This is a genomic window from Ampullimonas aquatilis (assembly GCF_049675895.1).
Lineage (GTDB): Bacteria > Pseudomonadota > Gammaproteobacteria > Burkholderiales > Burkholderiaceae_D > Ampullimonas > Ampullimonas aquatilis.
Window position 1 is genome coordinate 1883318 of sequence record NZ_CP183834.1, and the last position, 25041, is coordinate 1908358.

27 protein-coding genes are annotated in these 25041 nt (G+C 58.1%); 2 read left to right on the top strand and 25 right to left on the bottom strand.

Annotation, left to right across the window (positions count from 1 at the left end):
- Nucleotides 1-6: 6 nt before the first annotated feature.
- The 4 genes from ACMYR3_RS08685 to mobI all read right to left on the bottom strand — a co-directional run bounded on the left by ACMYR3_RS08685 (nucleotide 7) and on the right by mobI (nucleotide 2897).
- Entirely contained in the window at nucleotides 7-426 is a 420-nt protein-coding gene (locus ACMYR3_RS08685; protein WP_145769002.1) for a hypothetical protein, read from the bottom strand.
- A 608-nt stretch (nucleotides 427-1034) separates the two neighbouring features.
- Nucleotides 1035-1922, bottom strand: coding sequence for a replication protein RepA (locus ACMYR3_RS08690; RefSeq protein ID WP_145769003.1), 888 nt, complete (start codon nucleotides 1920-1922; stop codon nucleotides 1035-1037).
- Nucleotides 1923-2118: 196 nt separating this feature from the next.
- On the bottom strand, nucleotides 2119-2409 hold the full coding sequence (locus tag ACMYR3_RS08695) for a hypothetical protein (RefSeq protein WP_424191319.1): 291 nt from the start codon (nucleotides 2407-2409) through the stop codon (nucleotides 2119-2121).
- Nucleotides 2406-2897, bottom strand: a complete 492-nt coding sequence (mobI, locus tag ACMYR3_RS08700) for a conjugative transfer protein MobI(A/C) (protein WP_424191321.1) — start codon at nucleotides 2895-2897, stop codon at nucleotides 2406-2408. The genes ACMYR3_RS08695 and mobI overlap by 4 nt, the downstream gene beginning before the upstream one ends.
- A gap of 475 nt (nucleotides 2898-3372) precedes the next feature.
- On the opposite strand from mobI, the gene ACMYR3_RS08705 reads away from it, so the two are divergent.
- On the top strand, nucleotides 3373-4347 hold the full coding sequence (locus ACMYR3_RS08705; protein ID WP_424191323.1) for a ParM/StbA family protein: 975 nt from the start codon (nucleotides 3373-3375) through the stop codon (nucleotides 4345-4347).
- Nucleotides 4348-4628: 281 nt separating this feature from the next.
- Here the strand turns inward: ACMYR3_RS08705 and ACMYR3_RS08710 are convergent, their stop codons facing one another.
- Together ACMYR3_RS08710 and ACMYR3_RS08715 are read right to left on the bottom strand one after the other, a co-directional pair.
- Nucleotides 4629-5162 carry a FlhC family transcriptional regulator gene (locus ACMYR3_RS08710; protein ID WP_424191325.1) on the bottom strand — a complete coding sequence of 178 codons (534 nt, stop codon included), beginning with the start codon at nucleotides 5160-5162 and terminating at the stop codon, nucleotides 4629-4631.
- Entirely contained in the window at nucleotides 5095-5340 is a 246-nt protein-coding gene (locus ACMYR3_RS08715; protein WP_424191327.1) for a hypothetical protein, read from the bottom strand. The genes ACMYR3_RS08710 and ACMYR3_RS08715 overlap by 68 nt, the downstream gene beginning before the upstream one ends.
- A 138-nt stretch (nucleotides 5341-5478) precedes the next feature.
- Here ACMYR3_RS08715 and ACMYR3_RS08720 point away from each other — a divergent pair, with 138 nt between their 5' ends.
- Nucleotides 5479-6123, top strand: coding sequence for a LexA family protein (locus ACMYR3_RS08720; RefSeq protein WP_424191329.1), 645 nt, complete (start codon nucleotides 5479-5481; stop codon nucleotides 6121-6123).
- A gap of 85 nt (nucleotides 6124-6208) precedes the next feature.
- Here the strand turns inward: ACMYR3_RS08720 and radC are convergent, their stop codons facing one another.
- From radC to ACMYR3_RS08815, 19 genes are all read right to left on the bottom strand, one after another.
- Complete coding sequence (gene radC / locus ACMYR3_RS08725) at nucleotides 6209-6808, bottom strand: RadC family protein (RefSeq protein ID WP_424191331.1); 600 nt, start codon at nucleotides 6806-6808, stop codon at nucleotides 6209-6211.
- Nucleotides 6809-6893: 85 nt separating this feature from the next.
- The gene (locus ACMYR3_RS08730; protein WP_424191333.1) at nucleotides 6894-7691 is read right to left on the bottom strand and encodes an ArdC-like ssDNA-binding domain-containing protein; all 798 of its coding nucleotides are present in this window, start codon (nucleotides 7689-7691) and stop codon (nucleotides 6894-6896) included.
- A gap of 130 nt (nucleotides 7692-7821) precedes the next feature.
- Nucleotides 7822-8085, bottom strand: a complete 264-nt coding sequence (locus ACMYR3_RS08735) for a hypothetical protein (RefSeq protein ID WP_424191335.1) — start codon at nucleotides 8083-8085, stop codon at nucleotides 7822-7824.
- A gap of 10 nt (nucleotides 8086-8095) precedes the next feature.
- The gene (locus tag ACMYR3_RS08740) at nucleotides 8096-9208 is read right to left on the bottom strand and encodes a DUF7146 domain-containing protein (RefSeq protein ID WP_424191337.1); all 1113 of its coding nucleotides are present in this window, start codon (nucleotides 9206-9208) and stop codon (nucleotides 8096-8098) included.
- Nucleotides 9209-9595: 387 nt separating this feature from the next.
- Nucleotides 9596-14593 carry a helicase-related protein gene (locus tag ACMYR3_RS08745; RefSeq protein WP_424191339.1) on the bottom strand — a complete coding sequence of 1666 codons (4998 nt, stop codon included), beginning with the start codon at nucleotides 14591-14593 and terminating at the stop codon, nucleotides 9596-9598.
- A gap of 197 nt (nucleotides 14594-14790) precedes the next feature.
- Nucleotides 14791-15228 (bottom strand): hypothetical protein, encoded by a 438-nt coding sequence (locus tag ACMYR3_RS08750; protein WP_424191341.1) that lies wholly within the window; start codon nucleotides 15226-15228, stop codon nucleotides 14791-14793.
- Between the two features lie 85 nt (nucleotides 15229-15313).
- Nucleotides 15314-15673 carry a hypothetical protein gene (locus tag ACMYR3_RS08755; protein WP_424191343.1) on the bottom strand — a complete coding sequence of 120 codons (360 nt, stop codon included), beginning with the start codon at nucleotides 15671-15673 and terminating at the stop codon, nucleotides 15314-15316.
- Nucleotides 15674-15961: 288 nt separating this feature from the next.
- Nucleotides 15962-16759: a PRTRC system ThiF family protein gene (locus ACMYR3_RS08760; protein ID WP_424191345.1), complete on the bottom strand. Its 798-nt coding sequence runs from the start codon at nucleotides 16757-16759 to the stop codon at nucleotides 15962-15964.
- Nucleotides 16734-17390, bottom strand: a complete 657-nt coding sequence (locus ACMYR3_RS08765; RefSeq protein ID WP_424191347.1) for a PRTRC system protein A — start codon at nucleotides 17388-17390, stop codon at nucleotides 16734-16736. The genes ACMYR3_RS08760 and ACMYR3_RS08765 overlap by 26 nt, the downstream gene beginning before the upstream one ends.
- A complete protein-coding gene (locus tag ACMYR3_RS08770; RefSeq protein WP_424191349.1) occupies nucleotides 17387-18205 on the bottom strand; it encodes a PRTRC system protein B in 819 nt (272 codons plus the stop codon). The genes ACMYR3_RS08765 and ACMYR3_RS08770 overlap by 4 nt, the downstream gene beginning before the upstream one ends.
- Nucleotides 18202-19278 carry a PRTRC system protein F gene (locus tag ACMYR3_RS08775; protein ID WP_424191351.1) on the bottom strand — a complete coding sequence of 359 codons (1077 nt, stop codon included), beginning with the start codon at nucleotides 19276-19278 and terminating at the stop codon, nucleotides 18202-18204. Before ACMYR3_RS08775 ends, ACMYR3_RS08770 begins: the two co-directional genes overlap by 4 nt.
- A gap of 113 nt (nucleotides 19279-19391) precedes the next feature.
- Nucleotides 19392-19778, bottom strand: coding sequence for a PRTRC system protein C (locus ACMYR3_RS08780; protein ID WP_424191353.1), 387 nt, complete (start codon nucleotides 19776-19778; stop codon nucleotides 19392-19394).
- Between the two features lie 10 nt (nucleotides 19779-19788).
- Nucleotides 19789-20208 carry a PRTRC system protein E gene (locus ACMYR3_RS08785; RefSeq protein ID WP_424191355.1) on the bottom strand — a complete coding sequence of 140 codons (420 nt, stop codon included), beginning with the start codon at nucleotides 20206-20208 and terminating at the stop codon, nucleotides 19789-19791.
- 84 nt (nucleotides 20209-20292) lie between these two features.
- Entirely contained in the window at nucleotides 20293-21972 is a 1680-nt protein-coding gene (locus ACMYR3_RS08790) for a PRTRC system ParB family protein (protein ID WP_424191357.1), read from the bottom strand.
- An 80-nt stretch (nucleotides 21973-22052) separates the two neighbouring features.
- On the bottom strand, nucleotides 22053-22373 hold the full coding sequence (locus ACMYR3_RS08795) for a hypothetical protein (RefSeq protein ID WP_424191359.1): 321 nt from the start codon (nucleotides 22371-22373) through the stop codon (nucleotides 22053-22055).
- 37 nt (nucleotides 22374-22410) lie between these two features.
- Nucleotides 22411-22617 (bottom strand): hypothetical protein, encoded by a 207-nt coding sequence (locus ACMYR3_RS08800; RefSeq protein WP_424191361.1) that lies wholly within the window; start codon nucleotides 22615-22617, stop codon nucleotides 22411-22413.
- A gap of 2 nt (nucleotides 22618-22619) precedes the next feature.
- On the bottom strand, nucleotides 22620-23717 hold the full coding sequence (locus tag ACMYR3_RS08805; RefSeq protein ID WP_424191363.1) for a recombinase RecT: 1098 nt from the start codon (nucleotides 23715-23717) through the stop codon (nucleotides 22620-22622).
- A 96-nt stretch (nucleotides 23718-23813) separates the two neighbouring features.
- Nucleotides 23814-24647, bottom strand: coding sequence for a PD-(D/E)XK nuclease-like domain-containing protein (locus ACMYR3_RS08810; protein WP_424191365.1), 834 nt, complete (start codon nucleotides 24645-24647; stop codon nucleotides 23814-23816).
- Between the two features lie 199 nt (nucleotides 24648-24846).
- Nucleotides 24847-25008 (bottom strand): hypothetical protein, encoded by a 162-nt coding sequence (locus tag ACMYR3_RS08815; RefSeq protein ID WP_424191367.1) that lies wholly within the window; start codon nucleotides 25006-25008, stop codon nucleotides 24847-24849.
- Nucleotides 25009-25041 lie beyond the last annotated feature (33 nt).

Consider the following 25041-nt stretch of genomic DNA (forward strand, 5'->3'; position numbering starts at 1 on the left):
TCCCGTTCAGCGCCATGCTCCCGCGCCGTCTTGGGACGCTTGGGAAAGTAGGTGCATGACCGCAATTCCCGACCAAATTGCTACCGGCCATTCTGCCGCCGGCATCCAGGTCGACAGGATCAATCCCATCTGGACCATGATCGAAAGGAGACCCAGTGCGAACGCCAAACGCCGGTTGATTGTGCCGGCTTGCCGCGACGACCAAAGGAGAATCACAAGCCAGGAAACGGTAACAACGACAGCGGTCAAGAGCTCATGTCCGCGCGCAAACTGCTCTGCCATCCCGCCAAGGAATACCAGGATCAACACAATGCCGAGAAAACTCCTGGAATCTGGCATCGACTTCCAGTCGCCGCGCAGTCGCAGAAGATTCCACCCATGCCAACACAGTGTTGCCATCAACCCCGGTTTCGTCAGACTCATCATGATCCCCTTGCTTAGAATTCGTTAAGCCCCGTATCGTGGGGCAAGCGATGCGATCAGACCCGATGGAGGCACCGTATAGCGTGCGGTCAAGTCCTCGCATTGCCGGTGTTGATTGCGAGGCACCGCCGGCCGACCTCGGGCGGATATCCCCGATGTCTGTCGAGGTGGAAACCTACCGCCTGAAATTCATCTTACGGATTTCCAAAAATATGCAACATCCGAAATCGATCCAAATCGGTCACATTTCGAATACCAGTTATCCACAGGTCGCCTGCCGATGGAGAAGTTATCCACGTGAAATCTGTCTCACCGCAGAATTCAGCTGGATCGTCGACAGACTGGGGGATCTCCGGCGCCACGAAATTTTGCCCACGTGACATCTGTCCCGCGACCATGTGACATCTGTCCCCGGATTACGTGACAACTGTCCCGGCCATCGGCGGGGATCCCTTATGGGACAAGGCATACAGCCTGCCTCAAGTAGTTGCTTGTAGGTTTACAAGTAGATTGCAAGTAGAGCCCCCCTTTTTCTGTGGAAAAATCATCAAAGACCGACACGGGGAAAAGGCCAACCGATCTCTCAGCAGGACTACACCGAAAACCCGTCGTCAGAGTCTGGATAGTTTGGCGGAACCGGTATGCCGGGTATGCAATCGGCTTGCACCCACAAACAGGCCAGCGTCCTGCGGCGTGGCATTGGCTTCTGGATAGAACAACTGAGCTTCTTTCAAGCGAAGAAGAAACCGCTTCTTGAAATCGATCAGGCCTCGTGGACTATCGCCGTAGTCGGCACCGAATTGAAGCTTCAAGGCTGCCCAAGGAATCATCACGCCAGGTCGGTTTTTCACCCGCAACAGAAATATTCGATAGACCAGCCAGGAATAGATATCCATTGCCAACGGTGATTTCGACAGCGCACGCAACACGCGCATGTCGATCGGTACGGGAGAGTCGGTAATGTTCTTGAAGAAGGTATTGGAAAGTCTGAGGCTGCTTTCCCAGAGCATCCGATCATCCGGCCGGTGAGGATCCCACAGCACAAAGGCCTCATCGGCAATAGGCATGTTCTTGAGCCCGTACCGTCCTTCGATTTGGTACGTGATGGACAGCATCGACGAAAACAGTTTCAGCGATTGTGTCCGCAGGCGCAGACAGTCCCTGCCGTCCGTGCGCATTCCGAGTTTTCTGAGGAATTCGTTCTGACTCCGGCCAAGCCCCAGTGTGGGCGACTTGGTACGTACTGCTTCGGTACATATCCATGCAAGCAATAGCCGCGGAACCGTGCCGAAAGGCAATCCGAATTTCGGATTGGCGATGATCGAGAGCGACACGGCCCCGCTGGAGCGTTCGAAGTACGGAACGCCAGGATCGCTATGCGGCAAGGTTGTCTGCACCAACGCCTGCCCCAGGAATCCGATGGACTCGGCATCGTTCTCGCCGGCGGCAATATCGGATGCAAGTCCGATCAATTTATGGACTCGTTCCGAGCCTGTCATGACAAATCTACGGCTCGCAACGGTTGGCGAATCCTCATGCAGCAGAAATAGAAAGCGGCCGTGGGAAGAATTGCATCGAAAATCATTCCCACGCTTTTAGCAGGACGAAAAACTCACCGGCGGCCGAAATGCGCCCTTCCTGGCCGCAATTTGAAATAGGGTTGGAATCCGGTCAGCACCGGAGTCCAAGGAAATCTCAATCGACTATTTCCACCTGAACCCACTTCATGACGTCCCCCTGTGCTGTCGGTACTTGATTTGCTACCAGCAGGATTGGTCCGTTGGGTACCAACGCGGTGGCGAGCGGATGCTTGAGACCATCTGCCCAGCCGCCATGAAGGCCCATGCGTTGTTCCTGTTCCGCTCTCTCGATCAGATCGCAAACATCGCTCAGCGACAGCTCTTTCAGCGTGATGCCAACAGTCAACGATGCCAGCATGCGCAAGTCGAACGTGTCGGTCACGAGATACCGCGGCGGCATGTTCATGCTGCGTCCTCCTCTGGCAGCGACTCTCCGGCACAGTCGGCCAAATAGCGCTCCATTCGCCCAAGGATCACCAGCATCGAAGAACAGTAATGAGCCTGACGGCGGAAGGATGCAGCCTCGGTCTCGGCCTCCACAACCCGCTCACGGCTCCACTCAGGCGCGAACTTGAACAAGTCGCCCATGTCATAGCTATATACGAGATCGGTGCCGCGCTTGTTCTTGTTGCGCTTACGAATGTAATGATGCTCTGTGGTCCGATTGCCCTTGGCGTCGCGCTTCCATACCCGTTGATACCATTCCAGCATGAGCGTATTCTTCTCATGCCGAACGCGATATTTCAGGGTATTTTGGTCGTCCCAGCCCTTACGGAGGGAATTCCCCTCGACAGTAAAGAGCTCAAATCTGACCGCCGTGTTGGAGGCCTGATCGAACAGATCACCAATGTAGTTTTTGAGTATCGTTCGAACCTGCCCGAGTCGTTCATCCATACCATCTCTCCAAGCTTTAAGCTCCGGTTGCATCCCCCGCACAATCCACAGCGGGGCTTTCGACCTATTTCTCGGCCGCGCCGAGAATTGGATCGCCCGTTGAATCCCTCTGGAAGTACGCCCGACCCGGCATTCGGGGCAATCTGACGTTCGATTGCACCCGTCGTACCAGTGAAACCACAGCAAGCCCAGGCATGACGCTGGAACCCCTGTTGTTCCGGATTCAACGGACGCCATCGTAGAAAGCATCCGTGTCTCTGCGCGCTCGAAATGTGACCTTTTTGGGCGCATTTCAAAATCCACAGCCACAGGGCGCGCCATAGGATCAGGTGCTCTGGCGGTGCACTCGCGATATGCACTCGCGCAATCCCAGGCATTACGTCCTGTCTCGGGGTGCCCTGCAGTGCTACTGCCAGGTCTCATGACCCAATGTCGGGCATGACAGCCACTGAAGTGCTACGGGAGAGAACCTGAAATGAATGTGCTCGGAATCGATATTGGCTATTCCAATCTCAAGCTGGCGTTTGGCAAGGCGGGCCACAATCCACAAGTTCTGTTGCGCCCTGCCGGTGCGGCACCAGCAGACCGGTTGGGCGAGAAAGTTTCCGGCAAGGCAGAAGATGACTTTCTGCGCGTGATGGTCAACGGCAACCCGTTCGTTGCAGGACTATCGCCGGACCGTGCCGAATTGTGGAGTCGCGAACTCCATGAGGACTATCCATCGACAGAGTCGTATCGCGCACTCTTCCATGCCGGATTGCTGCTTTCGGAACTCGATCAGGTAGACGTGCTCGTCACTGGCCTGCCCGTCAATCAGTACTTGAGCCCGGACCTCCGCGAACGGCTTCAATCGCAGATGCAGGGAGAACACCAGGTCACCCCACGCCGACGGATCACTGTCCAACAAGTCAAAGTAGTGCCGCAGCCGGTCGGAGGATTTGTCGATCATGTCTGGAACTTGACTGACGCCTCCGAGTTTGAAGAGTCGCGAGTCCTGGTGGTCGATCCAGGTTTCTTCTCAGTTGACTGGGTGCTGATCAGCCATGGAGAGCTGCGTCGCCAATCCTGCGGCACCAGTCTCGAAGCATCTTCCGTCATCCTGGATGAAGCAGCGAAGCTGGTCGCCAATGACTTCGGGGGAAACATCGGACGCGAGCGGCTTGAAAACGCCATCAGGCAGAATCAGACTGAGGTTCGATTGTTTGGAGAGCGAATCGATTTCGCCTCCTACCTCAAAAAAGCTGCCGAAAAAGTGGGGCCGATTGTGGCCACACGGCTAAGAGAATCTCTGCGCAAAGAAAACGCCGGTGCCGACATCGTACTGTTGGTTGGAGGTGGCGCAGGATTCTTTGAGCCATCGGTGAAAGAAGCATTTCCGAACCTCAAGGTCTCAACATCCGATCTGCCAGTCTTTGCCAATGCTCGCGGTTTCTGGCGGATAGGAGCTTGAGATGTCCTCGATCAGGGTCGTCGTCAAAATCCCGATCAGCATTTACCCGGAACTCGTTGCGGATCTGTCAAAAGTTCAACTCCGAGACCGGGCCGAGCGACTTCGGATACTGGCTTTGCTTGGTCTCAGAGATGTACAAAGACTGCCGCCACAGTCGGTTCGAGAATCTCCAGCAACCGAGGACGTATCAAAACCGGATCAAAGGGAAACGGCGACCAAGCTGATACAGCGACTCAAGGGCAGTTTGTAATTTGCTGCTCTGGTACTGGCTGTCGCCCTGATCACCCTCTGGTGCTTAACTCGCAGTATGGGCAGGATCTGGCGTGAAATTCGTTCATGTCGAAGATATAGTAGGTCTGGCAGCGACAGCATCTCCGCCACTCGACGATCTTGGCGCGAACGTCTCGCACGGCGAAATAGGCGGCATTGATATCGAGTTCCCGATGCGCCATCCGCCGATGTATTTCCCTCGCCCGTAACAGCATCGGGGCAGAAACCCTGCTGTCATCAGCGCCACCAAGGCGTTGATACACTGCGACGAAACTCGCCAGCTCTGCCGCCGAGAGGGCATCGACGATGAAAGGTCGAACCGACTCGGGGAGCCTGCCATTCGGCGGACTTTCGGCATGAATCACGCGCCAGCGAAGTCGGAGTGGCTTGATATGAATCTGGGTCAGATGATTCACGATCGGTAGCCTGAGCTTCAGTCTGACCAGCTCGTGGGCTATCCGATGATTTTCCAACTCCTCAGGGGAAAGTAGCGCCGCCACGACTATTGCCTGCCAGCGTTGCCTCGGCGTACGTACTTCGAGCATCTCGTGGCAGTTGCAATAACCGGGTGAATACCGAATCGGAGAACCGCAAGGTATAGAGCGAGACACCGACTGTCTCAGCCAACTCTTCGATCTCTTCCATATCCAGGGTGGCAATCTTGTCGATGACGGGCTTTGATAGACCTGTCATCAATTCGGCGGCATCGCTGTCGTTGGCCATTTGACGGGTCAGAAGGAGAAGCTGCCGGTTGATTTTGAGAATGTCGCGCTGTTCCATAATAAAAATTCCAATGAATGGTCACGAGTGCGCATTTTATATTACAATTATCACAAATGTAACTGCCGCGAGGAATAAATTATGACGACCACTATGGGAGCAACCTTCCTTGGACAAAACCCCGTTGCAGAGATTCTGGAAGCGCTGATGGACAAGCACAGCCTGAATCAGACTGACTTAGCGCACCGCTCTGGAGTCTCCCAGCCTGCGATCAATCGCATCCTCAAGGAACGCAACAAGGCCAAGAAACCTCGCCGCGAAACTTTGGAGAAAATTAGCGGCGTGCTGGGCGTCACACCCGAGCAACTCACGGGGCAAGACCCCATTTCAGTACGCTTATTTGACAAGGGTGCAGTACCCATCGGACGCTGGGAAACGCTGACCCACATCCCGTACTCGGGCGATATGCCGCCGGGCCAAGCTTTGATTTGCCCGATACCCCATAGCGATATGTGCTTCGCTCTGCCGGTAATTGGAGAAGCCATGGTGGGTGAAGACGGCTATCGGGAAGGGGAAGTGATTTTTGTTGATCCGGCCGTGAAACCCACGCACGGTTGCGATGTTGTCGCAGTCAGCCCGAAAGGCGGACTACTCAGGCGATTCGTAGAGACACCTGAAGGCCGGTTTCTCAAGACACTGAACCCGTGTTGGCCCAACCCAATCCTATCGCTCACATCGGACATCATCCTGATAGGAACGGTGATTTTTTCCGGCCGAATTCGTTAACCATTACGATAGCGTATCGTATATGTAATACACTATTACAAACAAAATGGCCCTGCACACCAATTGGTGTGCAGGGCCATTTTTTCTAAATCAGTCCCCGTTCTGCAAAGGACATGACCGAGGCATCGGTCACAATGAAGTGATCGAGCACCTTGACGTCAATCAGCGCAAGCGCCTGACGAAGCTGCTGTGTCAGCATCTCATCGGCTCGTGATGGCTCCGCGTTACCACTGGGGTGGTTATGGGCAACGATCACCGCCGACGCATTTAGCTTCAAACCAACACGCACCATTTCGCGCGGATACACCGATGTTTGCGTGGTCGTGCCGCGAAACATCTCCATGCCGGCGATCAACCGGTTCTGGGCGTCGAGCCACAGCGCAACAAAGCTCTCATACTCCTGACCTCCTAGAAACAATCTCAAGTAGCTTTTCACGGCATCGGGAGATGCCAGAGAGTCCGAAGGTTCCCTTAAAGTTTCCTCCAGCGCACGTCGCAGTAGTTCACGTGCCGCAAGCAGCCGGTCGGAAACGGCATACGCAGGAATCTCCTCGGCAATACCGGGAACGGTTGCCGGGAAATTTCGCCTCAGGCCGAACAGCTCAGCCAGCGAATGATTGAGACAATTGGCCGCCGACGATTCGAGCAGGATCTCCAGTAGCTCACGGTTGGTTTGATTCATCATCTTGGGTGCCTCCAAAGAAATGCAGGACGGCCCCTCCCCCTGCGGGCGATGAGTCGCCCCGCGGGGTGGAATGAATGGATTCGGATTACTGCAATACGCCAGCTTCGTCAGCGGCTTTTCCGGCATCAAGGATCTTCTGGCTTGCGCTGAAAATCTTCTGCGCCGACTTCTCCGGCAAGGGTTCGCCGTCGAGCCACGACTGGATGTAGCCACGCGACTCATCGCGTCCGGGCAGATCGAGAATGGAGCACAGCAGGAAAGCCACGCCTTCCGCCTCGACCTCCTGAATGCTTCTGGGAATCGTCGCGGCATCGTGGCAATCGTCTTCCTCGGTATGACCGAGCACTACATGCGCCATTTCATGAAAACGCGTCTTGTGCGGATACTCGGCGATCGGACTCACGGCAATTCGCCGTTTCACCGCATAGCCCTGCACATTCCCGTCCATGAATTCGAATGCCTCCTGCGTAATGCCCAGCCCCGTCAAGGCAACATCGGCATTCCACTGGGGCGACTCGATCGGTTCGAGGTAGTCCTCGCCTTCGGTCTGTTCCAGACTGAACCAGCGCGGCGCCAACTTGAACAGCGTCAGGAGACGGATGTTGTCGTTAGACAAATCACCGTCTGATTCCGTGTCTCTGTGCTTGACCGTGATCGGCATCCAGAGCGACAGGGCTTTCTGTCCCTTGGATACCGAACGTCCCAGTTCCTTCCAGCGGTTGAAACTGGCGATCGGCGACAGAGGCAGATTCCGCTCCTGCAACTGAATGGCTGCCAGGATCTGGTTGCCGAGACTGAAGCGATGAAACCGGCCATAGGCCGCGCTGACGATGCCAGGCTCCGTCAGTGCCTGTTTGAGCAGTGGTGAAAATTTGTCGTGCATGGTGCCTCCTATGAAAAATGGGGAGGCACCGCCCCTGTCGGGGAGCAATGCGTTCCCCGTGGGATGAAATTTCCGGCCGAAGCCAGGTGGTGAGTGGAAGGACTGGATAGCCCTTCGCGTTGCTGCTTGGTTACTTCCGTTTCGCAGACCAGACCGACAGCGCGAACTCCTTCGCTTCGACCGCATGCGGCCCGAGAAACTCGCTGGGCTTGCCTTCGATCTTGATGAAGAGTCGCCGACCAACCACGGCAATGTGCTGACGCGCGCCACAATCCGACTGAAAGCGCGCGCGCAGGAATTGCTGGTAGTCGCCTTGCCATCCGGCAGGAGGTGCAAATGCCCCCTGACCACCCGGCATGGTGTCGATCAGACTGAAATCGATTACGCCGTACATGAACGGTCTCCTAAGCGGCCTGGTGCAGCGCCTGTTCGACGCAGCCCAGCGCGGGAAACCCCGCCTTGCCCAGATGGACGAATACATCCAGCCAGTCGATTCCCTTCTTGCCTTCGGGTATATCGAGCGCCGGCGCAATCGCACCTGCCCGAATTCCCATGCCCCACAGCCGCGTAACCAGTTCGCGTGCCGCTTCCTGTCCGTGGCCGGATGGATGCTGCGGCGATGGCCGGTCCTTGTCAGCGAAGACCAACACCTGCTCGATACCGGCCGGCGGTTGAAACGTCGCCAGCAGATGAGCGTTGCCGGTCGCCCAGGTCGGAATTCCAACCGCCTCGGTGACGGCAAGTGCCGTCTCGATACCCTCGGTCACTGCCAAACGATTTCCCGCCGGCGCCAGCCGAATGGCACTCCCGGTCATCTGTCGCGCCAAAGGATGGCGCATCAGTTTCTTGGGTGCATCCACCGGCGCTTTGCGACCGTCTGAGGTCAGATAGGTACGATGGATCGTCACCGCATCCCCCCCTTTCCCGGTCACTTGCGCGATCAGGGTTGGGTAGTCGGCGAGCAGCCGGTTGTCCTCGAAGTAACCGAGCGCCGCATGAAACCGCAGCGTCACGGGCACCTTGACCGACAATCCACGCCGGGCCAGATACAAACGGGCCGGTTCGGCGCTGGGATGCGACAAGGGAACAGACTCCCGCCAGGTTCGATTCAACTGCTCCCGGCGAATCTCGTCTTCGGATTTCGCCGTTCCCGACTTGGCGTGGCGAGAGCGGCTGCCGACCTGTTCGGCCACCTCGCGGATGGCGCGGCCAAAATCCCAGCCGTTGATCCACATCAGCAGCGCAAAGCCGTTGGCAAAACTGCCGCAGGTATTACAGATGCCCCCACCCGTTTCGGCGACATCCCGAAACAGGCGAAAGCCATCCCGACCGCCATGAACCGGACAAGGCACGTGTTTGCCTTTACGTTCCAGAGCGGCTTTCAGCGATGGCGCCAGAGTGAGCAGCACTCGCTCCCAGCGATCACACGCATCTTCCTTGACTTGCTGCGTCTCGTACTCGTGCTTCATTGCCGATGCCTCCATGTAAAACTCCGTGTGGAAATCTCCGCGCGGCATGGAGCAATCCCGACCGGGAATGGCTCCCCGGCGGGGTTAGTGAATGCTGTTTGTTTTCTCGTGGCCAGCTACCACACGTCCGTCCGATGCCTTATGGCGTCAGACTGAATCCCATGTTCAGGCTTTGCACAGCGGGCTCACACAGCCCGTTAAACCCGCTCTGAAAAACCCCGGCACACAGTGCGTGCGCCGGGAAAGACACAGGGGAGGAAACAGGAGCGATGCTACGCAGACCTGATCCCGCCTGGGATTTGAAATGTGACCTTTTTGGATCGATTTCGACGTTCCTGAAATACAACCAGCATGGCCCGCATCAGCGCGCCACGTCGGTAGCGGAAACCGCTGCCCTGTTGGGCAACGGCCTCCTACCGAGTGCAGGTTTTCACGTCAGGCAGCTTCGGCTTCCGCCTCCATCGCCCCGGCGTTCCCTTTGTCGAGATCGAGTGCCGCATTGATCTCGCGTTGGCGAACCAGCAACTGCGCCAGCCTCTTCTCCTTGTCGAAGGGTTTGGCCAACTCCATCAGAATGTCTGCCAGGCGCTTTTCTGCCCGAGCCAGATCCTCATGCACTTCTGACAACCGACCTTCCAGACCGTTGGCAACGTTCTCGATCACCCTGACCATCCCTTGCGGGTTGTCGGAATGATGCGCCGCATAAGCTCGACGACCTTTCAGAAGGAAACACGGGCCATCCGATGCGCCCGTCGGTATCAGCACCGAGACAGCAAAGCCGGCGTACTGCCCGACTGCAATCTCTCCCGCCGCGGACTTCCAGTTCCCGATTTTCCGGGTTCTGGCCTTGGCTTCGTTATAGAACCGCGCCAGTGCCTCTCCCGCCGCCGATCGTTCGACATACCGCTCGCCATCGATCTGCATGCAAAAGCGCACACCCCGTACATCTACTCGATCAGCAATATCGGCTTCAATCGATGCGATCCGTTGCCGGATTTTCTCGATCTGGCCGGGCAATGTCGCCGACTCCCGCTGGTTCGACCATCGCTGGTTGTCCCATTGGGATTTCAACAGGGACAGCTTCGCGACATCGGCATCGATGCCCGCCTTTTCCATCACCAACGGATTTCCCGATGCCAGGGCTTTCACCTCGGCATAGGACAGGGCCGCCAACTCCACGTCTTCCGCACTCCGCATGCCGGTATCTCCCCGCATCACCTGGGCAATGAAGCGCGCCTTGGTTTCGAGGGTCTGCCAGATGTAGGCATCAAACGAGGCTTCAGTCACGTAGCGAATGATGCGCACTTCTTCGTTCAGGTTGCCCTGTCGAATAATGCGCCCCTCCCGCTGTTCGACATCCGCCGGTCGCCACGGGGCGTCCAAATGGTGCAACGCCGCCAGTCGGGTCTGGATATTGGTGCCCACCCCCATTTTCAGGGTGCTGCCCAACAGGACACGAATCCGCCCTTCCCTTACCGACTTGAACAGTTCTGCCTTTGCGGTATCGCTGTCGTAATCGTGGATGAAGGCGATCTCGGTTCCGGGAACGCCCATTTCCACGAGCTTGGCTCGAACGACGTGATAGACACTGAACCGTCCATCGTCCGTCGGTGTGCTCAGATCGCAGAACACGGCCTGGGTGCCACGAAACGCTGTGGTATCCCGCCAGATTCCGTAGATCCTGTCTGCACACAAACTGACCTTGCCGTCCTGTGCCTCTTGCCCTGATGGATCGACCAGCCGCATATCCAACGCCGCCTTGCGGCCATCGTTGGTGACAGCGAGCATGTTGTCCTCATTGGGCGACACATCCCCATTGCGTATGGCTTCCGCACGAGCAACCAGGGTTGCCACAAAGGCCTTCAGTTCCAACGTAGGCTTGGCGGCGACCGTCTCCAAATGGAAGCGAGGCACGGGCAGCTTCAGCATCTCCGCGGTACGAATATCGGCCACTTCCCGGAACATGGTCATCAGTTCCGGCAAATTGACGAAGCGAGCAAACCGCGTGTTCATGCGATAGCCCCCACCGTCCGGCGATAACTCGAGCGCCGTGACCGATTCCCCGAAGTTCCCCGCCCATGTATCAAATTGCGCTACATGGTTGGCACGCAGCGTTGTCGGCTGCAGGAACCGTTGCATGGTCCACATTTCGGCCATCGAGTTCGACACTGGTGTTCCGGTCGCGAATACCACACCCGAACAGCCGCCCTGCTTTTCCATCACATGACGCGTCTTCACAAACATATCGAAGGCGCGTTCCGAGTTGGAATTCGGCAAACCTGCCACCCGCGTCATTTTGGTGAAGCGGTACAGGTTCTTGAAGTAGTGCGCCTCATCGATGAACAGAAAATCGATGCCCAGTTCCTCGAACGTGAGCATGTCATCCTTTTTCGATTTGGCTGACAGTTTCTCCAGCCTGGCGAGCCAGATCTTTTTGGCCCGCTCCAACTCCTTGACGATCCGATTTCCCCGCTTGTTCGTCGTCGAGGCCCGGATGGCGCACTCGATTTCGTAAACTCGCTCTTCGATGAACGACGCCATTGCGTCATCGCTCATCTTGATCCTCTCGAAAGAGGCATGGGTAATCAGTACGCCATCCCAGTCACCGGTGGCAATCCGTGACAACAGCGTCCGGCGTTTATCTCCCACCAGATCGTCCTTGCTGGCCATCAGGATGTTGGCACCTGGATAGGCTCGCAAAAACTCGGCGGCAAACTGCTCCAGCATGTGGTTGGGCACGACATAGCAGGGCTTGCCCGCGATGCCAAAACGCCGCAACTCCATCCCGCCGCAAATCATCGTCAGGGTTTTACCGGCGCCGACCACATGGGCCAGCAAGGTATTCACCCCGCCGGAGACGATTCGCCAGATGGCGTCTTTCTGATGCCGATGGAGGTTGTACACCTCCGAAAATCCCGGCAAGGAAAGCCTTGACCCATCGAACTCCCTGAGCCTGACGGCATTGAACTGGTCGTTGTACATCCTGACCAGCCGCTCACACCGTTCGGGATCGGCGAAAACCCAGGAGCGAAATGCCTCCTTGAGTGCCTGCTGCTTTTCCCGTACGGCAATGGTTTCCTCCGTGTTCACGAAATACCGGTCAGTGACCGGATCGCGATCCCGTATCGTTGGCACCATCTGATTGAGCGTAACCACAAACAGCTCGCCCGCCGTCATGCGACCCGTACCATAGGTTTGGGTCGATGCTACCGACCGTTCGCCCTGCCACGGCACATCGATGTTCCATGCGCCAGCCTCGGCACTGAACTCCACCGTGCAACCTTCGCATTCCAGAAGATGATCGAGGAATGCTGCATAGTCACGCGACGGAATCCACGTTGAACCTATCCGGGCATCGATTTCGCCCGGTCCCAAATCCGCCGGAATGACCGCCTTGAGCGCCATGACGTTACGGGCATAGTCATCACCCGCGACGTCCGCCATGTCCAGCTTATGGCGCACATTGCCCGACAGATAGGCATCGGCGGTTTCCCAAAGCGCACTTTCCGGATTCAGGAAGATCAGACCGCGATCCGCCATATCCGGGAGGAACTGCGCCCTCTCCCGCCCCAGCAAGGACTCCATCAACGGAACGTCGATGCGACCACGCTCGTGCAAAGAGACAAGCAGCGCTTCTTCGGCTGACTCACACCGATCCACCTTGCGAACCACCCCCACCGTTCTGCGGTAGAAAATGTCCGCCTTCTCTGCCGTGCCGCTTTCCGGATCGAAATTCTCCAGAGAAAGCAGCAGTGGCAGGTCAGGATCGCCCTTGAAGGCCAGCTTGTTGGCTTTGGCATGCAGATAGCCATGCCGTGCCACAAAGCCGTCATAGGCCATGTTGAGTGCCAGCCGGTAACTGCCCAACCGACTATCGTCCGCCGTGACATGCTGAACATGGAGTAGCCGGCGTGCTGCGTCCCGGATGGCCATCAAGCCGACAATGCGCTTGGCAACCGTTGCCGATACCGCCCCCTCAATGACCAGCAGTTCCTGCCCCTCCGAAACAGCCAGACGGCCATCCTCAGTGAAGCAGTACGCACCGGGTTTGACGAACTCAGGCGCTGCAACACGAATGTCCCGCTGCACCTGCTCCGACCGATCAGCCTTGCGGGTCAGACGCGGCACGTAGATCCCTTCGGGCAAATGGGCTACCCGATCGTGCAACGCCGCCTTCACATCGCCATTGAAAATGGCTGCATTGGCGAGGCCATAGCCATTCGACTTCTGGCTCAAGCGTCCGATCAGCATGTCCGGGTTCTGGACATACCAGTTCGAGACAAACAGGCGGCGATGCCCATCACAGAGACCATACGGTGCTTCCACCACACTCAGCCAATCGTCTGCGGCCTTCTCGCCTGCTGCCAACTTCTGCAGGAAGACGATATCGGTCGTGACGTCGGTATTGGCCAGCGGTGAAAACGTCCCGGACGGCAAACGAATTGCACCGACCAGTCGTGCCTGCGACGCAATGTATCTCCGCGCCCGGTCTTCCCATTTGTCCAGCGTTCCGGCCGACGTAATGAACGCCACCAGACCACCCGGACGGGTCACTTCCAGGGCTCGCCCGAAGAAGTAGTCATGGATCAGAAAATCGGCGTAGGGCACATTCCGGTCGTCCGGCACCTGATAGTTCCCGAAGGGAACATTAGAGATCACCAGATCGAACCAGTCCTTGGGTAGCCGTGCCTTTTCAAAACCGATCGGCAGTGTCCGAACACCGTGATGCCCGTACTGGCGCTGCAGGATGCGTGACGACAGACGGTCGATCTCGATAGCGGTAATTTCCGACGCTTCCGCCATATCCTTCGGCATGGCACCGATGAAATACCCGATGCCGGCAGAAGGCTCCAGAACACGACCACCCTGGAATCCCATGCGACGCACCGCCGCCCAGAGTGCTTCGATCACGAAAACTTCCGTGAAGTGGGCATTGACGACGCTTCCCTTGGCGCTTTCGTAGTCTCCGCCAAGCAAGTCAGGCAAGGATTCAGCTCTCGCCCTCCACGCAGGATCGTCCTGATCGGGATTGAACGCTTTGGAAATGCCACCCCACCCGGTATAGCAGTTGAGGACATTGCGCTCGTCTTCAGTCGGCGGACGGTTCTCCGCTTCCAGACACGACAACAGCGAGACAGCAGCCAGGTTCGCATCGAACTTGGTGACGTCGCCTCGCAGCATCGAATGCACGGTGGCATCCAGGCTGGGCCACAACACCCGCGGTGGCCGTTGAGGTTGCGGCTCCCCGATCAGCGCGGGAGACACAAATTCGACTTCGTTATTGCCCGCCGGTACGGTGATCTGTACCGGTACCACCAAGGGGAACGCGATGATTTCCGCCGACGTAACGACGTGGGAGATCATCGGAAGCGGATCGTCCGGAGCGAACCCCGGCAGCCACATGGTGACTTCCGCCAGTTTCTTGAGTTTCACGTTTATCTCCTGAAAATGCCGGAGACACGTGTCCCCATCCGGGGTGTGTCCCCGGATGGGTTGAAAATCGATTACTCGTCATGGACGTTCAGCTTTCGCCACCCGTCAGATGACCTCGTGATGCTTTTTGAGTACTAAGTGCTGCGGTACAAATGAACAGAACGGAACCGCAATATTTCAAACAGCGCAGACATCGGTTATGCCGCCTGCTTCTGGTGCCGTCTCGACAAGCCGTATCGGTATGTATTGCGGAATTTCGATAGAGCTGTCTTTACCGGCATCGACTCATCCACAAGACGACTCGTCCAGGCGCAGCCTCGACGCGTAACCGTCTTGGCGCTGACCGCACTGATCTCTGCTTCGATGACCGCAACCAGCAACTGATCAAGGGCATTCATCTGTAATGAAGTAGCAGTAATGCAGCGCTCCGGTGTCACTCCATGCTCGGTAACAAATTCCGCACGGGGCAGATTGGCCAAATCACTATCGTCATCCTGATGCTGAAGAGGGTACGTCACTACTGCCAGCTTGGAGATTTCAATCTCCTTGACTGCCACACGTACCCAACCGCAGGAATCGATATCCACATAAAACAAACGATGCTCCCGATTCGGAAGCCAATTACCTACGCCCATGGTGCTCTCCAAATAAAAGGCGGAGACACCCATTCCCGTGCGGGAGGGTTCCCCGCTCGGGTAATGGCCGTGAGGCCGAAAGAAATTACAACTGTTCCGCTTTGGCTTGCGAACATAGATACAGCAGACAGCTCGAATTGCGCGGTCCCCACCATCGACGCCAGCGGGCATGCACTTTGGCTTTCTGCTCAACCGGCAGACTGAAGTAGGTCGATCGGGCGATCCGCCACCATTTGGCGGTGAATTTGCGGTGCTCGATCTCTACGACGTCTGCACGCTGCGCACGGCGGGACATGACTTCATCCACCGATGGCTGCAACGCGGCGACCTGATCCGCGAAAAGCGGCAAGGCATCGCGCTCGGCCTTCTGCTTGCGCAGAACGGCTGATCGTTTTCTCGGGGTGTCCCGAAATCCTTCAAAGCGGGGATAGCGATCAAACATCATGACCATCCCCTTGCCATGCGAATCGCTTCGCGCAGCATGCATAAGTGTTGCCTCATGGTGCCTCCAGTCAAAGTCGGGAGACACGAATCCCCTGTGGGGGCCGCGCCCCCACAGGGTTAAGTAAATGCTGTTTGTTTCCAGCGGCCAGCTACCGCCTTTCAGCCGTCCCCATAGAGGAACAACGAAACCGGAGCTTTCCACAACGGGCTATCGTCGAATGGAACGAAACCCGTTCTGGAAAGCCCGGCACACGAAGAAATGTGTGTGCCGGGAGAAAGAAGCCTGTCATCAGCCACCCTTGCGCTTGCGACTGCGCTTGGGTTTTGGATAGCCAAATCGGACCCATGCTTCGGGATCGACGGGAAGCGGTGTCGTCCGGGCGTTCTTGAGATTGACGAAAACGCCGTGATAGCCAATCTGTCCGTAGCGAAACAACTCCCACAACAGATTCAGGGCATACAGCGATACGCCGCGATTCACGAACAGCGACTGCTTTTCGAGGGCATCGGCGAGCGAACAGGATGGCGTGTCATCGTCGGCTTCCTGCGACTCATCCGCGATCTCCGGGAGAAGATCGACGGCATGCGGCAACCGATGCGCATCGGATTTGGCCCAACGCGCCGGCACCTCGCCGAGAATGACCTGACCGTCATGCAGGCGGTTGCCCAGATCGAGCCAATACCCGCCGCCAGACCGTGCCACCGATTCCAGAATCGCTTTACGCGCCAGCCGATTGTCCACACAACCAATCGCCAAATCGGTGCGCAAACTCTCGGCCGCAGTCACTCGCCTTGTCTCCGCCTTCCAGCCGGTGCCCATCGCCATGTTGATGCGATTGACGAGCACCGTGGCCTTGGGCAGCCCCACGTCGGACGGATAGAACATCTGCCGCCCCACATTGGCTTCCGACACCTGATCAGCATCGATGACGGTCACATCCAGACCACCGGGATGGCCCAGCGCGAGCATGGCTGTGTGCAGCTGGGCCAGACCCATCAGCATCTGGGAACCGGTTCCCCCGGCCCCAATCACGGCGACACGAACCTCCCGCGAGAGCAACTCAGGCGCAAGATGATGGATAGCCATCGCTTCCTCCTGCCTGATCGCTCAAACCGGTAGCGTCGAATGCCAGCGGCACGAACAGCCCATTGGCACAGAGACGAAACGCTGTCGAACACTGCCCGCGATCGCAATTGCCAATCACGCCGGCAATCTTGAACTCACCGCGATCATCTCGATCATCCTGCGTCGAGAAGAATGCCGAGAGGCGACCATGAGAATGCAGATCGACAACCAGATGCTCGTCTTCGTCGAGCACCGGCCGGTGATAGCGGACATGACAGCATCCCGCCGATTCTTCCGTCGGGAACACCAGCCGCATATCGCCGGACATGGCATGCCACTCGATCCATCCCACGCACTCCTCAGGACACCGATCGAGCGCGTACCGGTAGAACTCCGTGACCAGATGGCGAGGAATCTTGCCAAAGGTCAGGGACAACTCCCGGCCCACCCAGCCATAGGGCATGGGTATGCTTTTCTGGCTGACCAACGGCACCCGCAGATACAACCACGGACGCCGAGCTTCGAGCCAGAGGCCGTCACCGGTCACCAAAAAGCGATGACCATTACCGGCCAACGGTGCGAATCCGCCATAACGCGGCACTGTCACCACCGGCGCTGACTGCTGCAAGGCGACATCTCTCGCATCCATCATCCCTCTCCTTCCAGAACGGCGGCCTCAAAGGCTTGCCGTAGCGTCCAACCCGTCGGAACGAGCGTGCGCGTTGGAAAGTGACTCAGGCGTCCATCCAGCAGATCCCGCCACAAGGCAAACGGACCGGCCCGGTAACGGGTCAGCCCCCTTGGGGTATGGATGTTCGGATGGGTGAAGTAGGAACGAAAGAAGGCTTCCTCCCAGGCCCGGTGGTTGTGCACCTGATCGCCTTTCGGCAAGCGGGCACTGCCGACACAGATCGTGCCGTTTTGCCAGACGTTGAAGAATGGCGCGACGGACAGCGGCGTGTCGGCATCGGGACGTTGCCGCCCCTTGAACGCAAACACCTTCCATGCCTTTGTGGTCACCACGAACACCAGCCCCGGACAGGGAACCCGCGCGGTGCGTGCTCCGAGTTCCTTGCAGTCGAACCAGACCTGCCTGTCCTGCGGTGCGCTGTACCAGACGAAGAACCCCGATCCTTCCGCGAGTACATGGGCCGGCTTGATGGCAGGCTTGAGCATCGTTTCCGGATCGAGAATCCGCATCAGCGCCAACAGTCCCGCCTTGCTGGCCGGAACACCGGCTTGAATGACCGGACGATTGCCATCGTCCGATCCCACATCATGGACAGACACGAAAGCGGGCTTTCGTTGCGCATCCTGATAGACCAGCACGGCATGGGTCAGCCGGTACGACTGTTCACTTGAAAACGTACTGACATTGATCGCCATCGCGACCTCCTTGTTGAAATGGCGCAGGCGTGTCGAGCCCGGCGGGCAGGACATCACCCGCACCGGGTTAATGGAACTCACAGCGGCTCGGCGATCAGGGCGATCAGCCGATCCAGTGACGACAACAACTGCAACCCCAGACCGGTCTTGTTGAGCCAGACATGGAACCCCTCGGAATCGAGAGGGACTGCCTGGGCGCCGAACAGATCGGTATAGCCATCGCTGGCGCAGTTCGCGTATTCGATAAAGTCATCGAACACCCGATCCATGGGGTCATCGACATCCCACCTCAGGTAGGTCCCGAAATAGACGCACTCGACCTCCATGCCGTCCAGGCCGGGAAGCTGCCCGCCGTCCGCCAGCAACTGCCCGATTTCGAGCACCACGGCAGCCACCGGAGCGACTTCAGGCAAAGTGGCCTGGATGCCTGACAGGGCATCCTCATCCAGCACCGGCTTGGCGCAAAGCACCCAATCCGGGAAATGACCGTCATACCAATCCGGAGAAATTGCATCCCCCAGATCCTCTTCGGTCATTCCCATCGAGCGCATTTCTTCCAGCCAGTCGGCCTGATCGCCACTCCCTTGCCAGTGGATGTACTCGCACAGATCGCGCGTCGATTGCGGCGTCAGGGCATACAGCGTGCGCCCCGAAGCCCGTTGCAACCAATGCAGCGCCGTCTCACCCAAACCGGGACAGAGCGTCTCGATCCGGGTCAGCCGATCTTTCATGCCAAGCCATTCCACCTGTTCAGACTGGATGGCCCAGTACCACCGGTCATCGTCGTCACTGGCATCGGGAAACAGCGATCCATAGCCCAATGTTGCTGGACTAGCGGCCGCATGAACCTCGAAGGCAATGTGCTGCAATTGCCCCACCATGCGGTTGATCCACGCAACCAACGCTTGTTGCACCAGCGTAGGCGGCAGACCGCTCGCAGACTCGGGAAGCTCCCCAACCTCCAGCCAGCGCAAGGCCAGCATCGCCCAGCGACGAATATCGAGACTGGGATTGAGGCTGACCGTGAGGCCAGCGCCAAACTGCGGCAGGCTCAGAGGATCAGGGCCTGGACGGAAGCGGCCACCTGACAGCGATCGCCGGGTGCGACGGTTGCTTGAGACCGTATCACCAAGCGTTGCAAGGCTTGCACGCATCGTTTCATCTCCTCGTGATCGAAGGCAGGAACCCCGTTCGGGATTCCGCCTTCAAAGTGCGAGAAGTCGCCATCGGCAGCGGCTTGCAGCCGTTCCTTGAGCGACACCATGACCTACTCCTTGCGCAGGACGACAGGCCAACGCCGATCCAGCCACCTGACCAATCGTCCCAAGGCGATCGTCAGGCGTTCAACCGGTGTCACAACAGCCGATTGCGGTTCGACATAGCTCAGGCCGTCATCGCGCCGCCGCACCACGATCCGGGAGGTTCGCGATGCATTGGCCGACAAGGCACCCTTGGTGCCGACGGCACGCCGGAAGGTGTAGATCAATCGATCACCCTTCTGCTCCGGCCCCTCGATGGAGGCCGTCGTGATCTCCGGGTAGGTGGCGGAATAGACATCCCGCACCTGCTCCGGTGACAACTCGCATCCGGGATCGGGCAAGGCAATGCCGTTGTAGGCAAACGAACGCTGAAGCTTCTGAACGGTAATGGTCATGACCGCCTCCTCATGCGAAAAGGTTGTCTTCGACCGAAACATCGGCGACTGCCGGCGTCCCGCTCTCGACTTCATTGTCATCATCGACACCGGCCGCCGCCGTTACCTTGGCGGTGCCTTTCCTGAGCGCGCCTTCGGCTTTCTTGCTGGCGTCTTTCTTCGCCGCCTCAAGAATGCTGCGGGTCGCCTCCAATTGCTCGGCAAGCGACTGGTGCTCTTCAGCAAAGCTGCGAAGCAGACCGACGAACTGTGCATCCAGCTCCTCCGCCGTTCCGGTCAGGACCAACGGGATCGCCAATGCCTCGGCATCCTTCGCATCTTTCGGGGTGGGTCGCACCGTGACGGTGATCAATCCTTCCCGGGCAGATGACAACGTGACTGCCAGCGCCGCGCAGCCGTCCAACAACGATTTGAGTTCCTGAAAAAACATGGTGGTACCTCCAAAGAGAAAATTGCAGGCGCACCACGCCCCTTGCGGGGAACGTGGTCCCCGCTTGGGTGGAAAGAAATTGTCTTACGCGATGTTGAAACGCATCGACCGCGGCACCTTGCCCTCATAAGGGAAGGCCGCCACGTTCAACAGCGCCTTGATGATGTCGTCCTTCTTGCCGCTCATGGCCTTGGCAAATGCCCCGCCCATCGCTGCCTTCAAGCTGATCTCGTCGCACATCGCCTCGATTTCGCTCTTGGTGAGCAGCTTGAGAAACTCTTCACAGAGCTTCCAGTGCCGCCCGAGATCGATCTCGAGATAGTTGAGGAGCTGGACCAGGGTCTTTTCCTCAATGCCGTCCGCAGCGGATGCCGCCAGTCCGAGGAACAGCTTGTCCCGAACAGACTCATCCGACTGCGCAACCAGGCGTGCTGCCTCATCCGTCTTGAACACGAAGCTGGTGAACTCCTGCTTGGTGATCGCGGCGAATGCCTTGCCCAGCTTGGTATCGCTGATATGCCGGGCATTGCCCGACAACGCCAGGGCGATGAGCACCGTGAGATTGTTTTCACGGTTGGCCATCAACTCCCGACGCAGCACCTTGCGCCAGACTTCCAGTCGGTAGTCCTTGACCCGTTGCGAGTCCTGGACCTTGGCTTCAGACTTGGTTTCGGCCTTTCCCATGGACTTGCCACTGGTGGCCGTTTTGCCGGTAGCTACCTTGGTGGCACCCTCTGCCGGCGCCGCCTTTTCCTTTTCCTGCTTGAGGCGTGCCGCCACCTTCTTGGCATTGCAGCTCGCATCGAAGCACAGATCGGAATAGACATTGCCCAGCTTGCCTGGCACGGCCGAAATTGCGGCACCGAAGTTCTTGCAGGCACGGCAGGCTTTCGCCTGATCCTCGCCTACTCCGGTATCGCCGACGGCCACCAGTCGCAGCAGCGTGAAGTTCTCGCCGGGGCGAACGATCCGAATGGTCGGATAGTCGTCGGCAAGCGAAGCCCTTTTGGCATCCAGCGCCGCATCGGTCTTGCTATCGAAGCACGAACCGTGGGTGCAATGACCCGCTGCAATCGCCTCGCCAAAGAGTGCCTGCTGGTTCCCCGAATTGTGGGGACAAGACGTGCACTCGCCCTTGTCGAAAATCGCGCTGCCCAAGGCCCGCGATATCTGCTCAAGTTGTCCGCGAAACTGGACCACGGTAGGCAGACAGGCCTGGGACAGCAACTTATCGAGGACGGCGTCCTGCTTGTCGCGTGTGACTGCGGCCAGCAGCTCGGCATGGCCCAGCTGAATGCGTCGCTCGGACAAGGCCCGACGGACCCGTTCCGAACAGTTCATCAGCGCCAGGCGTTTGTCGAGCGTGGTGCGCGACCAGCCCAGCCGGCGTGATGCCTCGTCCCGATCTCCCTGACAACGGCCAAGAATCTTGGCGGCCGCTTCAGCTTCTTCGGTCGGACTCATATTGGCACGCTGGATGTTCTCGATCAGCGCCGCCTCGTCGGCTTCACCATCGTCCAGGTCGCGTACCAGCGCAGGGATTTCATACTCATCCCCGAACACCTTCTTCGCCGCACGCCAGCGACGTTCGCCGGCGACGATCTCGTAGCGTCCCGCATCGCGAGGCCGCACCAGAATCGCCTGCAGCACTCCCTTGGATTTGACGGACTCTTCCAGCTCCGTCATCTCAGCAGGATCGAAGTAACCACGAGGATTTCGACCGGGAAGAATGTTCCCGACCTTGATAGATGCTTGCAGTTGCATGATGCCTCCATGAAAAATGGCAGGCAACCGCATCCCCGGACGGGAATGCGACTGTCCCGCCTGGGTTGAAATGCAAAAAGCTAATGGGTGTAACGTTGCCGGTAGCGTTGCAGCACCTGATCCCGAATCTCTTCGGCATCGAGGCCAAACAGACGGCAACACGCCCGATAGGCAAATGCGCTCGACTCCGTCCGTGGCGCCTGCATCCAATCGAGGATGTCTAACCGCGTTGCGGCAGACACCCTGCGATCAAACAGGTCGTGCAGCGATTTCTCCAGCAGGAGGCCATGTAGCCGCAGGATCTCATCCTCGGTCCATGGGGGCTCGCCACCAAAATTCGCTTCACTTCCTGCCGTGCCTGCCAGGTTGAGTTGACGCACCAGACCGTCTTCCCTGTGCATGGCCGCCTCCTTGAATAAGCGCGGTGATTCGTTGCGCCTAGTTGCGGTTGTCGGCCTTGATTACGCGGTACGTTTCGTACTCGATCTGGTATCCGTTACCTTGGATGACGCTCAAAAGCTGATTGCGCGCCAATACAACGGCGGCATCATCTTCCTTGTTCATCGTCAGGAAACTGACGTTATCGAGCACACGCACTGCCTTGGCACAGATCCGAATGGCACCAAACTCAGTGTCACCAAGCATGGTCACTTGCCTTCCTCCCCGAAAATGTCACTGTCTGCGGAGGACGGATTGGCCAAGGCAGCCTTGCGACTGCGGTAAGCACGGAGCAGTTGCTCCAGCTCGCCACCCTCAAATGAGCCTTCGGCCCGGACATAGACTTCATCCAGTTCGTCGGTCGATGCTGCCTTGCCAATGGTGACCAGGGTGTCCTGCAACAGCCTGCCGGAAGCTTTACGCTCGTTGGCTTGGGATGCTTCGGCCTTGTCAGGCTTGTTCCCCTTGTCGCCGGTCTCGGTCGCTGTCGGGATGACTTCTCCCGTTTCCTCGTCGATGATCGGCGCCCAGGAACCATCAATGGCCTCGGTGATCCCGATGTTCTGGCTTTCACCTCGCTCGGTCACTTCATCGAGCGTCAGCGCCATCGCCAGTTCCGGCGACTTCGGCAACAGGTTGCACAGCCGGCGAATCACGGTCTTGAGGCCCATCGGGACGAAATGCGTATCCCAGGGACTTTCCTTCCCGTACTTCTTGGCCATCTGGTAGCCACGCGAGTTGTCGCGCACCTGCTCGATCTGCTCCTTCGACAACGCGTGAAACGTGCGCGTACCATCCTTGAACACCGCGACGGCATAGAAACCCGCGATCACACCGCGCTCCTCGTCGGAGGCAGGGAATCCGTTCTTCTTCAGCGGTTCGTGCATCAGGGTCCGGTTAAGGCCCAGAACGATATCGAACTTGTCGTTGATACGAACTTCGTGACCGTAGATGTCTTGCACGATCCCGCTGTTGCGGGCCAGCTTCATGAGCCCCTGATAACCTGGGATCAACTGGCACTGGTTGCCGAAAGGCACGAGGTGCGCCTCACCCATCAATCCCACTTCGAGCCCGAGCTGGCTGGACTGGATCACCGCCGCAAAGACACTGCGGGGATCGGTCTGAGCCAGTTTCGGGTTCATCCGGAAAGCGGTCAGCGCGATGCGCACCATGCGATCCGGACTCAGATGCTTGGGCAGTGCGCGGGCAATTTCGCCCTTGAACTGCTCCAGCATGGCCGGGAATTGCACCACGTTGGATTGGCCACCTTGGCGGGTCTTCTGGATGTTGCGTAGGGTTTGAGACATGGTTTTTCTCCAAAGAAAAATGGCGAAGACACCTGTCTCCCTTGACGGGGATGGGTATCCCCGCCGGGGTTGATGACCTACAAAAGTTTCCGCGGTTTAGGCGGCGTCCAGCTCGAAGGCTTCCGTGTTGGCGGCCCAGCGTGGCAGGGAGATCAGTTCGATCTCGCCGCCCGGTTGGTATGCCGGCCAGTTACCCGATGAATGGCACCACTTCAACAGCTGAAGTGCTGCCCGGTACTTCTTGCGCCCGACCTCGATGACTTCCGGATCGGCCCGATACACCGCTACAGCGTGAGGCGCTTCCTTCTCCACGGCGATAAACAGGAATGGAAGCTCCATCCCTGTCACGGCCTTGATCCCATCGACGTAGTACGCCGCCTGGATGTCGTAACCGAAGTTCGCGATGGAACGTGCAAACCCGCCACTGCTGGCATCGAGGCAGGTCTTGAGATCAACGATGGCTTCACCGTTGAACCAGTCCGGCCGACACTTGCAGCTCAAGCCCGTTTCCGCATCCCTCCAGAACGCAGAGAGTTCGGCATCGCCCGTCGATAAGAGCCTTGCCGCCCCTTGATGGGCAAACACGGCACGTTGGACCAGACTGAGCGTAGCCATCTCCTCGGAGGTAATCACGATCTTGCCGTGATTGGCCTCCTCGAAGCGCGCCGCCGCCTCCTTGCCTTCCTTGGTGCGACGGTCGAATTTCTCCGCCACGACGAATTCGTCGGCAAAGCGATCCTGCTCCAGCACATAGGTATGCACTGCGGTTCCGAATGCCATGGCTGGCGTCGGTTCATGCGGATGATCCAGATACTCGCGAAGGTGCGCCGGGCTTTTGAGCATCTTGACGATGCCCGAATGACCGATGGCTTTCTCGGCGTGATACTGCGTAGCCGGCATGACGAGCAGGCCGGGATGATTCAGTTTCATGATGCCTCCAGAGCGAATGCCGGAAGCACCGACCCGAACCGGGGCGTTGTCCCCGGCTGGGTTAGAAAATGCTGTTTGTTTCGAGCGGCCAGCTACCGCTTTTTAATCGAACGGATAACCGTCCGATCAAATCTGGCTTTCCGCAGGACGCTCCGCAGGAACGCCCTCGGGAAAGCCCCGGAGGTCCGGGGCGATGGGATCATTCGATAGTTCCGGCTTTGCGCGCCATGTCGAGTGCCTTCAACAACATGTCGCGGGTTTCCGTGTCCCGCTTGCCGTCCCTCAACCGCTGATACAGATCGCAGGCAAAGGCCATGGGCAGGGGATCGAACAGTCGAACGAGATAGGGATTGAGTTTCATGATTTTCTCCAGAGGTTGATGAAAGACCCTGGC

Bases quoted from the DNA above. Each gene is read 5' to 3' on its own strand.
- ACMYR3_RS08685 (WP_145769002.1), bottom strand. From the start codon at position 426: ATGATGAGTCTGACGAAACCGGGGTTGATGGCAACACTGTGTTGGCAT.
- ACMYR3_RS08690 (WP_145769003.1), bottom strand. From the start codon at position 1,922: ATGACAGGCTCGGAACGAGTCCATAAATTGATCGGACTTGCATCCGAT.
- ACMYR3_RS08695 (WP_424191319.1), bottom strand. From the start codon at position 2,409: ATGAACATGCCGCCGCGGTATCTCGTGACCGACACGTTCGACTTGCGC.
- mobI (WP_424191321.1), bottom strand. From the start codon at position 2,897: ATGGATGAACGACTCGGGCAGGTTCGAACGATACTCAAAAACTACATT.
- ACMYR3_RS08705 (WP_424191323.1), top strand. From the start codon at position 3,373: ATGAATGTGCTCGGAATCGATATTGGCTATTCCAATCTCAAGCTGGCG.
- ACMYR3_RS08710 (WP_424191325.1), bottom strand. From the start codon at position 5,162: ATGCTCGAAGTACGTACGCCGAGGCAACGCTGGCAGGCAATAGTCGTG.
- ACMYR3_RS08715 (WP_424191327.1), bottom strand. From the start codon at position 5,340: ATGGCCAACGACAGCGATGCCGCCGAATTGATGACAGGTCTATCAAAG.
- ACMYR3_RS08720 (WP_424191329.1), top strand. From the start codon at position 5,479: ATGACGACCACTATGGGAGCAACCTTCCTTGGACAAAACCCCGTTGCA.
- radC (WP_424191331.1), bottom strand. From the start codon at position 6,808: ATGATGAATCAAACCAACCGTGAGCTACTGGAGATCCTGCTCGAATCG.
- ACMYR3_RS08730 (WP_424191333.1), bottom strand. From the start codon at position 7,691: ATGCACGACAAATTTTCACCACTGCTCAAACAGGCACTGACGGAGCCT.
- ACMYR3_RS08735 (WP_424191335.1), bottom strand. From the start codon at position 8,085: ATGTACGGCGTAATCGATTTCAGTCTGATCGACACCATGCCGGGTGGT.
- ACMYR3_RS08740 (WP_424191337.1), bottom strand. From the start codon at position 9,208: ATGCCGCGCGGAGATTTCCACACGGAGTTTTACATGGAGGCATCGGCA.
- ACMYR3_RS08750 (WP_424191341.1), bottom strand. From the start codon at position 15,228: ATGGGCGTAGGTAATTGGCTTCCGAATCGGGAGCATCGTTTGTTTTAT.
- ACMYR3_RS08755 (WP_424191343.1), bottom strand. From the start codon at position 15,673: ATGATGTTTGATCGCTATCCCCGCTTTGAAGGATTTCGGGACACCCCG.
- ACMYR3_RS08760 (WP_424191345.1), bottom strand. From the start codon at position 16,759: ATGGCTATCCATCATCTTGCGCCTGAGTTGCTCTCGCGGGAGGTTCGT.
- ACMYR3_RS08765 (WP_424191347.1), bottom strand. From the start codon at position 17,390: ATGATGGATGCGAGAGATGTCGCCTTGCAGCAGTCAGCGCCGGTGGTG.
- ACMYR3_RS08775 (WP_424191351.1), bottom strand. From the start codon at position 19,278: ATGCGTGCAAGCCTTGCAACGCTTGGTGATACGGTCTCAAGCAACCGT.
- ACMYR3_RS08780 (WP_424191353.1), bottom strand. From the start codon at position 19,778: ATGACCATTACCGTTCAGAAGCTTCAGCGTTCGTTTGCCTACAACGGC.
- ACMYR3_RS08785 (WP_424191355.1), bottom strand. From the start codon at position 20,208: ATGTTTTTTCAGGAACTCAAATCGTTGTTGGACGGCTGCGCGGCGCTG.
- ACMYR3_RS08790 (WP_424191357.1), bottom strand. From the start codon at position 21,972: ATGCAACTGCAAGCATCTATCAAGGTCGGGAACATTCTTCCCGGTCGA.
- ACMYR3_RS08795 (WP_424191359.1), bottom strand. From the start codon at position 22,373: ATGCACAGGGAAGACGGTCTGGTGCGTCAACTCAACCTGGCAGGCACG.
- ACMYR3_RS08800 (WP_424191361.1), bottom strand. From the start codon at position 22,617: ATGCTTGGTGACACTGAGTTTGGTGCCATTCGGATCTGTGCCAAGGCA.
- ACMYR3_RS08805 (WP_424191363.1), bottom strand. From the start codon at position 23,717: ATGTCTCAAACCCTACGCAACATCCAGAAGACCCGCCAAGGTGGCCAA.
- ACMYR3_RS08810 (WP_424191365.1), bottom strand. From the start codon at position 24,647: ATGAAACTGAATCATCCCGGCCTGCTCGTCATGCCGGCTACGCAGTAT.
- ACMYR3_RS08815 (WP_424191367.1), bottom strand. From the start codon at position 25,008: ATGAAACTCAATCCCTATCTCGTTCGACTGTTCGATCCCCTGCCCATG.